Here is an 11,004-nt window from a genome sequence, read left to right as displayed (position 1 = left end):
CGGCGCGCGGTGCGGCCGTTCGGGTGAGCTTCAGGTGCTGACGCGTGACCCTAGGGAGAGGTCTTGGCGGTCACGATGGGCGGCGGGCAGCTCTGCATGGCCTGAGCAATGCCGGCGGGAGGTATGAGCTGCTTGTCTCGAAAGATCTCGAAGAGCTGAGAGGTGTTGGTGCCTGAGGTTCCGAAGAAGGGGTTGGCGAGGCGCTCCGGACGGATGTCGATGGAGACCTGGGCGTTGTTCAGGTCTCCGAGCTCCCAGGTGGCGGTGAAGAAGCGGCCATCCGTGCTGGGCTCGATCGTCTTTGCGCGCTCCAGGAGCCGGAAGAGCCCCCACTCGCCCGGTGCGTCGAGATCGGCGCTGTTTCCCGCGGTGCCCACGACGTGAAGGTGCGCGCCGAGCTTGCCCGCCGGGCCCGGCCAGATCAGCGGCCTCCACCGGTTGTCCGGTCCATTCCGGTAGATCTCCTCGGAGCCATCCAAGGTCAGCGTGATCGAGGCGATGTCCGAGGGAGAGGTGTCAGCGGAGGCGCCAGGGCGCATGCGCACGTTGAAGCGGACGAGCGGGTCCGCGGTGTCGCCAGGGAACAGCGTCGTCGCCAGGGCATTGACACGCTCCAGATAGGTGAGCAGCTCCTCCTTGTACATGCCCTGGCCCTTGGCCGACTTCACCGCGAACTCCCACCGTCGGCCATCGGGGAGCACCTCTCCGGCGAGCTGGGACTGCACGAACTTCCTGACCGCGCCCAGGGAGGGGTGGATGAACTGGGTCAGCTCGGGCAGAGGAGCGTCCATCAGCGCGTCCTTGTTGAATGGGTACCGGTTGGCCATCAGGGATGTGAAGGGACGGAAGATCTCTTCACACCACTTCAGGCTCTTCTTCTCGGAGACACCGCGGGAGACGACCCCCTTGATCTGATTGAGCGGCGGAAGAAGGAGCTGGTTGAAGAGGGCATGATCCGTCTCTTGGCTCTTGATGAGCATCTCGACTTCGTTCCGGGTCGAGGCAATCTTCTCGAGGAACACTCCTGCCTCGCTGGGCTTGTCGCGCACCTCGCGCAGCGTTCCCATCACCAGCTCGAGCTGGTCCTGGTAGGAGTCGAGCTGCGTCAGCTTCTCCTCGCCGTCTGGGGTCGCTGAGGCCTTGGTGCTGAACTCCAGCAGCGTGCTGAAGCGCTTCGCTACATCCCCTGGGGTCATCTCGGTCTGGCCCGTGGAGGATCTGCGATCGATCAGCTGGGCGGGAGGGGGTGGAGCACTGTCAGGCTTGCTGAAGGGATTGCTCAGCGAGCCCAACATCCTGCTGGGGGTGCTCTTGGGGAGCTCCAGCTGGACGTTGTATGCGAGCGTCCGAAAGAGCTTTCCGATGGGAGGTGGCTTGCCACGGGTGAGGCTCTCCAGGAGCGCCTCGCTCTGATCCCAGTTCTTGGGCTCGTCCACCTTGATGGAATGAAGGAAGCTCTCCCACTCCAGGATGTAGCGCTGATAGTAGCTCGTGCGGAGATCCCTGCGGTTTGTCTCCTCATCCTCCTCAGCGTCACGATCGAGCACCCAGGCCTCGGAGTCCTGGAAGGCCTTGTCCATCCTCGTGCGGATCGACTCCTCCCAGGCCCGCCGCGTGAAGGCGCCGCCCACCCGCTTCGTCGCATGCATGAAGGGGACGGTCCCAACGGACTCTCCCAGAGATACACCGGGATAGTCATTGTTGGCTTGCGCGACGATGCGCTCCAGCTCCAGCGTGGTGAGCGGAACTTCATTGAGCACTCGGCGAGCGACGCGGAGGACCTGGTCATCCCGAGGGAAGGCCAGCTGATCGGGGTCCGTCGCCAGCATGGCGATGTAGGTGTTCGCATGCTCGGTGATCAGCTCCATCAGCTTCACCTGGCCATTGTTACGGAGGATGTTCTCCCAGTGCCTGGTCATCTGACCGACGAGCCACCGCTGATGGGACTCATCCAGCAGAGGCTCTCGACGAGTCCGCGGCGAGGTGATGAGCAGGTACATCTTCAAGTCGTCGAAGTGTCTGCCGTAGGACTCGGTGCTGTGCTTCCGGTTCGCTTGATCCGGATCCACCGAGACCCCCTCCAGGCTCTGCTTGATGCGGTCATGCTGGCGGCCGAGGAGCAGCCCCTTGAGCCGGTTGTTGTAGAAAGTCTGTGCCAGCAGGAAGAGCTGATCCCCCTGATACAGGCCCATGCGCATCCACACTGGCACGCCTTCCGCCCGGTGCCGGTGCAGCTCCGCGAGGTGTTTCTGCAGCGGGCTCAGGTCCTGGATGCGGCTGATGTCACCTTGAGAGCTGATGTCGTCGGTGGCATGGGGCTTCACTGCCAGGAGGGTGTCCCGGACCTCGTGGAGCATCCGCCGGTTGTTGAAGAAGGAGAGCGTGGGCAGCACCAGCAGCACCACGGTGAGCGCCAGGCACGCCCCGGCCAGGGTGTAGCGGCGCCTGCGCTGGCGGATCTCCTCCATGGAGCTGCGGACCGCGAGCTTCTGGTCCTGGAACATGATCTTGGTGAACACGTCCCAGATGAAGAAGCTGCGGCCCTCTGTGGCTGGCTCGGCGGTGGAGCGTGAGGCGGCGAGCAGCGAGTCGCCAGAGGCGGTGGGCTGGCGCGCCTCGGTGGCGCGCAGCTCCTGGGCGCCGCTGGTGAAGTAGACGCCGCGCATCACCGGCGTGTCCTGGAAGACATTCTCCAGGAAGAGCGGCTGGATGAACTCCGAGAGATTCTTGCGGATGGAGTCGAAGCGCTGGGGAAACTGATAGATGCGCTCTCGAGCCTCCAGCCGGCGCTCCTGGCCAATCCTTCGGACGGACCGCTGCTCCACGATGGAGGTCATCTCGTCGAAGCGCTTGAGCAGCAGCTCCGTGGGCGCCTCGGGCTGGGCCATCAGGGGCACGGTGAAGCCCCAGATCTGCCCCCGCTCGGACCGCGGCAGGTCGGAGAACGTCTCCACGAATCCAGTGAGCAGATCACACTTGGTGATCATCACGTAGATGGGGACCACGGTGCGCAGCCGGGACGTCAGCTCATCGATGCGCTCGCGGAGGCGCTGCCCCAGCTCGCCGGCAGCCTGAGGATCCGCCCCCATCAGCTCGCTCACGCTCACCGTGACGATAAGGCCGTTGAGCGGCCGGTGAGGCCGGTGCTTGCCCAGGACATCGAGGAAGGAGAGCCACTCCTCCCGGTCCTCATCGCCGGTGACATAGCGTCCCGCTGCGTCCAGGAACACGGCTTCGTTGGTGAGCCACCAGTCGCAGTGGCGTGTCGGGCCCACGCTCCGGCCGCCTCCGCCACCCCGGTTGGTCAAGTAGGGGAACTTGAGCCCCGAGTTGCGCAGAGCCGTGCTCTTGCCGGACTCGGGCGAGCCGATGACGAGATACCAGGGAAGGACCGAGATGGCATCGCGTCCGCCACGGGACAGCTTGGACGTCTTGAGTGCGAGGACAGCTCGTGAGAACTCTGCCTGCATGGCCTGGAGCTCGGGGCGGAGCTCGGAGCGGGCCCCTCTTGGGGGCTCTGCGGAGACTGCTGGAGGCTTCTCCGGAGGCTGCTCCGCCTTCTTCTTCTTGGAGCGCGCCCGCAGGCGGCGGACGAGCGCTACCACCAGGAGGAGGAACAGCGTCGCGCCCGTGGTGACCAGAGCGATCTTGGGGGGCAGTTGGAAGTGCCAGGTTGCTCCCCAGACGGCACCCAGCAGGAGCATCGCGAGGATGAAGAGCGCCATCACTTCGCCTCCTTCGTGAATTGGGTCATGTGGTCTTTGATCTCGGGGAGGACCGTCAAGGCCGTGCGATCGAGCGCCAGATAGAGGCCTCCGTAGAAGAGGAGCGCGACGGCGACCGCTCCCAGGGCCGCGGAGGTCAGCGAGAGCCGGCGCTTCGCCAGGGCGAGGTTCTCTGCCGGTCGCTCACCGTGAGGAGCGAGCACGTCGAAGTCGGAAGGCTGCGCCCGCTCCAGGTCCTTCTGGACGGCATCAATGAGGCTCAGCAGCTCCAGCTCGCCACCCCGGATGCGGTAGCGGCCCTGGAAGCCGAACAACAGACAGAGGTAGTAGACGCGGAGCACCTCCGCACGGTGCGGGTCCTTGCGGATGGCGTTGATGCGGTTGAAGAAGTTGTCGCCGGCTCCGGTCTCGTTGAAGTAGTGGAGCTGCAGCAGGTTGCTCATCCAGAACTGCCGGTACTGGTCGGCCTTGTGGAGCACGAGCTCGTCCATGAGGGCCACCAGGGCGTAGCCCATGTCCTGAGCGTCCTGATGGCTGAACCCCAGGACCGCCGCACGCCGGAGCACCTCGTCAACGGCGCCGCGAAGGCGGTGGTTCAGCACTTCGGGTGGAGGAGTGTCGGCGGCCTCCGCCTGTCGGAGCCGGATGAGGAGGTCGAAAGAGTCCTTGGTGGCTTCGTTGACGCGATCCATGAGAGTTCCAGAGTTGCTTGCGGGGGAGAGACGCTCAGCGGCCCACCGTGGGAACGGCGAGCAGCTCCACGGAGGTGTGGCCTGTGGTGAAGGTGTGCGGCAGGTAGAGGGCGACGGCGTGCTCGCGCAGCACCGTCCGCCAGCCGCCATCCTGGGAGGAGAGGGAGAAGTAGGAGGCGCCTGGGCGCACGGGCACCTCTGGCGGAGGCCTGTAGGTGACTTGCAGCGGGACGCCTGGGGTGGTGGCCCGCACAAGCCCCTGGATCTCCGACCAGCTCCCGAGCTTCGAGAGCTTGGGGAGCTGATCGACGACGACCTGCTCCGGCAGCTCGCTTCGGACCATGAGCAGGAACTGCCCGCAGCGCTCGATCCGCTCATCCTCCAGCTTCGCCCGGTACAGGCCATCCTGCCCCAACGCCAGGGGCACGGTGATGCACTGCTCCAGCGCCACCGAGTGCATCAGCTCCGCCATCCGGTGGAACAGCTCCTCGAAGGTTCCGCGGAGGTTGGTGAACTGGAAGGGCGGCATGGAGGAGGGTTCCGCGCTCGCGGAGAAGGTGCAGAGCTGCCCTCCGAGCCGGCTCAGCATCAGGTACAGATCATGCGGGCGCATGTTGCCCGCATCGATGACGTGGGAGAGGAACGGGATGGCGCCGTTGAGCGCGTGCAGCTCCAGGAACAGCGTGACATCCGAGGCGGTGAACTCGAGGGAGGACTCGTCCCGGTGCCGCCGCCGGGAGGCGATCTGGCGCTGCTTGGCGACGATGAGCCGCAGCAGGGAGCGCAGCTCATTCATGATGAACGGGGAGGCGCTGATGCGCAGGCACGGGGGGATGTAGCTGTCGACGAGCACCAGGCTCCCCGACTTGTCGCGGGTGAGCTCGGCGATCTTCAGCGCGTCGAAGTCGTCCCGGGGCTCGTCGCCGAACAGGAGCTTCATGTTGCGCTGGGCGAAGGAGAGCTGGACGACGGAGGTGGCGGCGTGCAGATCTCCCACGGGGCGGCTTCGGGGCGAGAAGCGAGGGCTGGCTCCCAGCTTGCCGGCGGCCCCGTAGCTCTCGACGTCACTGCGCTCCTTGGGAATGCCCAGGTAGACCTCGAGCATCTGCTGCGTCGGGCGGAAGTGGCCCTCGACAGGCCGGGACGAGGGGGACTCCTCCTGACCCGCATCGAAGGCGACAGGCAGTCCGTCGGGCAGGATGCCGAAGAACTCCAGGAGGTTGACCTGGCCTGCGCGCAGGGCCTCCATGTCGAGCTGCATGGACACCACGCCCCAGGAGTAGAGGCACACAGAGCCCAGCCGGCTCTCCAACAGGGACTCGTGATACAGGTCCAGCTGCTGGAGGTGATGGGGACTCATGAACATCCCCTCGGACCAGATGATGCGCTGCGGGGCCTTCATTGCTTTCTCCTCGAAGGGCGCAAGTAGTCGATCTGGTAGCCCTGGAGCTTGAAGCGGAGCTGGGTGTCTTCGGGACGGGGAGAGTCTCCGCGGTCGCCTGCGGGCTGCTCCTCACACTGGCTCGCGGAGACGGCCGGCAGTCTGGCCACGGTGAGCCACGAGTAGCCGAGTGGCTGGCGGAAGATGCCGACCGCAGCCACGAACTGCGCCTTGGGATCACGCTGCACCCAGTGCTTCACTTCATGGCCTGGGGCCACGACGAACTCCACTGTCTGCAGGAGATCGTCTCCCAGCAGGGACTTGGGCTCATCCGAGAGTTTGTAGAAGCTTGCTCGCTCCAGCTTGGTGCTGTCCTTGACCTGGAGGAATTGAACCACTGTGGGGAGGGAACGGCCGTTCGAGTCCGGATTGATGTCGTCAGCCGCTTCGATCCGGGCGAAGAAGGGGGGAGGTGCATCGCAGGCGGCCGCCTTGCTCGTGGCACAGCCTGGTAGTGTCAGCAGCGCGCAGACAGCCGTCATCATCCCGAGAGGTTTTCTCTCGGGATGGGGGCCCCGCACGCGATCACTGCAAGAAGTCGACATGTCCCGACTCATCACTCGTTTGGATGGGATGGATTGTTCGGCAGGGCGGATGGATAGCTAAATCGCTCACATTTGTGAGTACCACTTAGGTGGTACGCGCAATCGCCTGATCCTCATGTACCAGTGCTGTGGATCAGGAATGAACCGTCAGATGGAAACCAAAGACTGGCCGGTGAGCGAGCACCCGGGGGTTGCATGAGTCACAGCAGGCTTGCGAGCAGAGCGTATGGGATCGCGCTCGTGCTCGTTTCATCCGTGGCCTTCGCGCAAGAGAGGAACATTGGCTTCGAGCTGGAGCGCATGGATCTGAATCCTGGCGCTGCGGGCTCGCTGGTGCTGGGGACAGGGGAGTTGATGCCTGCGGGGGATTTCAGAATCTCTGCCGTGGGGCATTACCAGCACAACCCCCTGGTATTTTCCCGCGCGGGGAAGGCGGTTCCCATCGTGGGGAGCCGGACCACCCTGCTCCTGGCAGCCGCCTATGCTCCGTTCTCCTGGCTCGAGATGGGGGTGCAGCTCCCGCTGGTGGCGTTTCAGCAAGGGGCTGATCTGAGGAGTGAGGGCATCGCACGCCCAGCTCCCTTTGGCCTGGCCACCCCATTGGTAAGCGCTCGGGTGGGACTGCTCTCCCAGCTGGACGGAGCCTGGGGAGATCTGGCGCTGGAGATGGGAGTGGGGGCTCCCGTGGGGAGTCTCCCGGGATTCGCTCGGGATGAGGGGCTCCGTTATGCGCCGCGGATGATGATGGGGCGGCGGTTCGGCTGGTTTCGAGTGGCCCTGGATACGCGGATGGTGGTGCGCCCCGCGATCGCGGCGTACTCGGACCGTGAGTTCGCCCGTGGGCCCGTGGGCAACGAGGCCCAGCTCGGGCTCGCGCTGGCGATGGTGGGCCAGCGCCTGAGGTGGGAAGTCGATCTTCGCGGCACGATTCCCCTGGTGGATCAGCCGAGCTCAGCGGAGCTCCTGCTGGGGCCTCGGTATCTGGTGAACCCGTCGCTCGAGGTGTTCGCGCTGGCCGGTGTAGGGGGAGGAACGGCACCCGGCACTCCTCTGTTCCGGGTGCTGATCGGGGCGGCGTTTGGCCGGGTGATCCCGCCGCGGTTGCCTGACGAGTCCGCGGTGAACTGTGCGCCGGAACTCGAGCACACCGTGGAGGAGTGCCCGGAGCTGGATGAGGACGAGGACGAGGTCCCCAACGGAATCGACCAGTGTGATGACGAGGCCGGGACACTGGAGCGCCAGGGCTGCCCGCGGAAGGACAGCGACGGCGATGGCCTTGAAGACAAGCTCGATGCATGTCCGAGCCTCGTTGGGACGGCTAGCTGGCAAGGCTGCCCGATGCCGGATGACGACAAGGACGGTATTGAGAACGAGCGGGATGCCTGTCCCTCGGTGCCGGGAGTCGAGAAGGCGCGCGGGTGTCCACTCAAGGACCGGGACAAGGATGAGATCGAGGACGACGTGGATCAATGTCCTGATCTGGCCGGCCCCGTGGAGCGCCAGGGGTGCCCGGAGTCGGACTTGGACAAGGACAACATCCCCAATGTGTTTGACACCTGCGCCAACGAGCCAGGCCCGGCGGAGAACCGGGGATGTCCCGCTCATGAAGTGCCGCTCGTGGAGCTGAAGCGGACGCGGATCGAGCTGTCGGACAAGGTTTACTTCGTGCCAGGGCAGCCGCGGATCCTGGAGCGGTCCTTCGAAGTGCTCAACTGGGTGGCGAAGGTGATGCGCGAGCACCCGGACCTGCCGCTCGTCATCGTGGGAGGACACACGGATAACCGGGGGAATGCGATCGACAACCTGCGGCTGTCGCAAGTGCGCGCGGAGGCGGTCCGGCAATACCTGATCCAGCGGGGGGTCCCAGCCGAGCGGCTTCAGGCCAAGGGCTACGGCCAGGAGCGGCCGATCGCGAGCAATTCAACGTCCATCGGGCGGGAGATCAACCGCCGTATCGAGTTCACCATCGTCGTCCCCCTGTGAGAGCGGGGTGACAGAGCTTGAGGGAGATCCCATGAGAAATCGATGCAGCCTGCCATTGTTGATGGCCCTGATACTCTGCGCATCTACGGCCGTGGCCGAGCCCGATACATGGGGTCTAGGGACAGGGCGTGAGGGTGTACTCACCGTCACGGAGCCTCAGACGGTCATCAACCGATACACACAGGTGACGGGCCCTCTTGCTCCCGGCGACACGGTCTTGTTCGTCTCTTCGACGAAGGGATTTTCGGCGGGCGACCTGGTGATGGTGTTGCAGACGACGGGCATCGTCCCGGAGCCTGCACGGGGAGATCCGGGGCCCATCCATTTGAGCAACGATCCGGTGGGACGCTGGGAACTGGCACGCGTGACTTCTGCCAGCGGACAGGAGCTGATGTTGGCAGCGCCACTCCTCCACTCCTACGCGGGTTTGGTCACCCAGATCATCAGGGTTCCAGAGTACACCGACGTGACGGTCAAGTCCGGGGCCAGCCTTGTCGCGGCGCCATGGGATGGGAGCCGCGGCGGAGTTCTGGCGTTTCTGGTCAGCGGGACCATCCATAACGAGGGGGAACTGCAAGCGAGCGGCGCAGGGTTCCGAGGAGGGCTCACGGGGCAGGAGTCCCATGACTTCATCGCGTGCGCCAACCTTCCCGCCGCGATCAGGCCTGGTGCCGGCAGAGGAGAGGGGATCTCCTTCCTGGACTTCGGGGTGTTGGCAACCGGCCTGGAGAATGCGTCCAATGGTGGCGGCGGCGGCATCTGTCCGGCTTCAGGAGGAGGCGGCGGCGGGAACGGTGCGGCAGGTGGACGGGGAGGCGACGCCCTGACTTACGGAGATGGGATCCGAGACATCGGAGGCAGGGGAGGGGCGGGCCTGGTCTATTCGATGCTCGATCACCTGACGCTGGGAGGGGGCGGCGGACGAGGGTACGGGATGGGGAGTCATGCCCAGGCTGGCACGGGGGGCGGAGCCATCTTCGTCCGTGGGCAGCGCCTGACTGGGAGCGGCTCCATCTTGGCGAACGGCACGGCCGGTGAGAATGCAATCTGGGGCGGAGCAGGCGGCGGTGGTGCGGGAGGAAGCATCTCCGTGAGAGTTGCTGATTCCGCGGCGTGCGCGCTCATCTCGGCTCGAGGCGGTGATGGCGGGAGCAGCTCTGCAGGATCGCTGGAGGCCGCGGGCCCTGGGGGTGGGGGTGGGGGTGGGCGGGTGCTGTATCAGGCCGATCAAACCTCATCCTGTCCCATCGCTGTTGAAGCAGGACTCGCGGGGGACTTGATCGCAGTCACCCCGGGACTTGGTACTGGCGCGCAGCCGACCGCAAGCCAGACCTCCGCTTACCGGGGGACGATAACCCGGCTCTCAGGGGACTTTGAGAGGATGGCCAATTGTAACTCCTCTCTCCCAGCGTTCACAAAACCCTCTCCCACCTACCCAGTGGTGAAGGTCAGGCCCACGGTCCAGGGATACCTGGCTCCGAATGATACAGCTGCAACCGGTGTCAAGGTTGGTTTTGAAGGAACGAACGGCATGGAGGTGACTGCGAATTACGACCCCTCCTCGAAGACGTGGACAGCGACAGCCACCGCTGATCTGAGTGCCGGTCAGTCGTATACAATCAGAGCGACTTCCTATTGCGGTGGTGGAGGTAATGGTGAGCGTGGTCCGGAGAACGCCATCGTCGTGACGGTGGACGGAACAGCGCCGCAGACCGTCTTTGTGAGCACGCCGTCCGATCCTCACGACCAGGAGAGCGCTACTTTTTCCTTCAGGGCCGGGGACGAGACCCAACCGGTGAGCTTCCAGTGCACGCTGAATGGTCAGGCGGAGTTCAGTTGTGGGACAGCTGTTGGGATAGGTGTTGTCTCATGGCCTCTGACGGCGTTGACCAATGGCTCCCATACCTTCACCGTTGCTGCGGTGGATGTTGCGGAGAATAGAGATCCCACTCCTCTAGAGTTCCAATGGGTGGTGGACGCGAAGCCGAGAGTGGTCATTACCGATTTCCCGCCCAATTCAACCCGCATCCGGGATGCGACTTTCGAGTTCCAGTCCCCAAATGATGCAAGCAGTACGTTCATGTGCAAGCTGGGTGGAGACCCTGAGTGGACTGTTTGCACCAGCCCTAAGACCTACCCCAATCTGGACGATGGCGGATACACCTTTCAAGTAAAGGCCCTCACGGAAACTCGAGAGGGCGACGCCGCCTCACATCCCTGGGTGGTGGACACGGAGGCACCTGATACGGAGATTGGCCAGAAGCCCTCCAACCCCAGCAACAGCGCGAGCGCCACCTTCAGCTTCAGCTCGACGGAAGGGGGGAGCAGCTTCGAGTGCAGCCTAGACTCAGCGGCTTACGTGGCCTGCACGAGTCCGAAGACCTACCCTGGCTTGTCGAATACGGGGCACACCTTCTCGGTGAAGGCCAAGGATGCCGCCGGCAATGAGGACCCAGTGCCGGCCAGCTACCCCTGGGTGGTGGACACGGAAGCACCTGATACGGAGATTGGCCAGAAGCCCTCCAACCCCAGCAACAGCGCGAGCGCCACCTTCAGCTTCAGCTCGACGGAAGGGGGGAGCAGCTTCGAGTGCAGCCTAGACTCAGCGGCTTACGTGG

General features: G+C 64.6%; 6 protein-coding genes. 2 read left to right on the top strand and 4 right to left on the bottom strand.

The annotated features are described in order from the left end of the window. Positions 1-50: 50 nt before the first annotated feature. Genes tssM through tssJ form a run of 4 tightly spaced genes read right to left on the bottom strand, consistent with a single transcriptional unit; the run spans position 51 to position 6,343 of the window. Positions 51-3,725 carry a type VI secretion system membrane subunit TssM gene (gene tssM, locus VD972_RS45000; protein WP_324996253.1) on the bottom strand — a complete coding sequence of 1,225 codons (3,675 nt, stop codon included), beginning with the start codon at positions 3,723-3,725 and terminating at the stop codon, positions 51-53. Next, positions 3,725-4,417 carry a DotU family type IV/VI secretion system protein gene (locus VD972_RS44995; RefSeq protein WP_324996251.1) on the bottom strand — a complete coding sequence of 231 codons (693 nt, stop codon included), beginning with the start codon at positions 4,415-4,417 and terminating at the stop codon, positions 3,725-3,727. The genes tssM and VD972_RS44995 overlap by 1 nt, the downstream gene beginning before the upstream one ends. 34 nt (positions 4,418-4,451) lie before the next feature. Then, positions 4,452-5,819: a type VI secretion system baseplate subunit TssK gene (tssK, locus tag VD972_RS44990; RefSeq protein ID WP_324996249.1), complete on the bottom strand. Its 1,368-nt coding sequence runs from the start codon at positions 5,817-5,819 to the stop codon at positions 4,452-4,454. Beyond that, positions 5,816-6,343: a type VI secretion system lipoprotein TssJ gene (gene tssJ, locus VD972_RS44985; protein WP_324996247.1), complete on the bottom strand. Its 528-nt coding sequence runs from the start codon at positions 6,341-6,343 to the stop codon at positions 5,816-5,818. Before tssJ ends, tssK begins: the two co-directional genes overlap by 4 nt. Before the next feature lie 300 nt (positions 6,344-6,643). Between tssJ and VD972_RS44980 the strand changes: the two genes are divergently transcribed. Together VD972_RS44980 and agmC are read left to right on the top strand one after the other, a co-directional pair. Then, a complete protein-coding gene (locus VD972_RS44980) occupies positions 6,644-8,386 on the top strand; it encodes an OmpA family protein (protein WP_324996246.1) in 1,743 nt (580 codons plus the stop codon). A gap of 91 nt (positions 8,387-8,477) precedes the next feature. Beyond that, positions 8,478-11,004: adventurous gliding motility protein AgmC (gene agmC / locus VD972_RS44975; RefSeq protein ID WP_414654250.1), on the top strand; the 2,527-nt coding region annotated here is incomplete at its 3' end.

This window comes from Hyalangium sp., from assembly GCF_035629615.1.
GTDB lineage: Bacteria > Myxococcota > Myxococcia > Myxococcales > Myxococcaceae > Hyalangium.
This window is presented reverse-complemented; position numbering and strand designations above follow the sequence as displayed.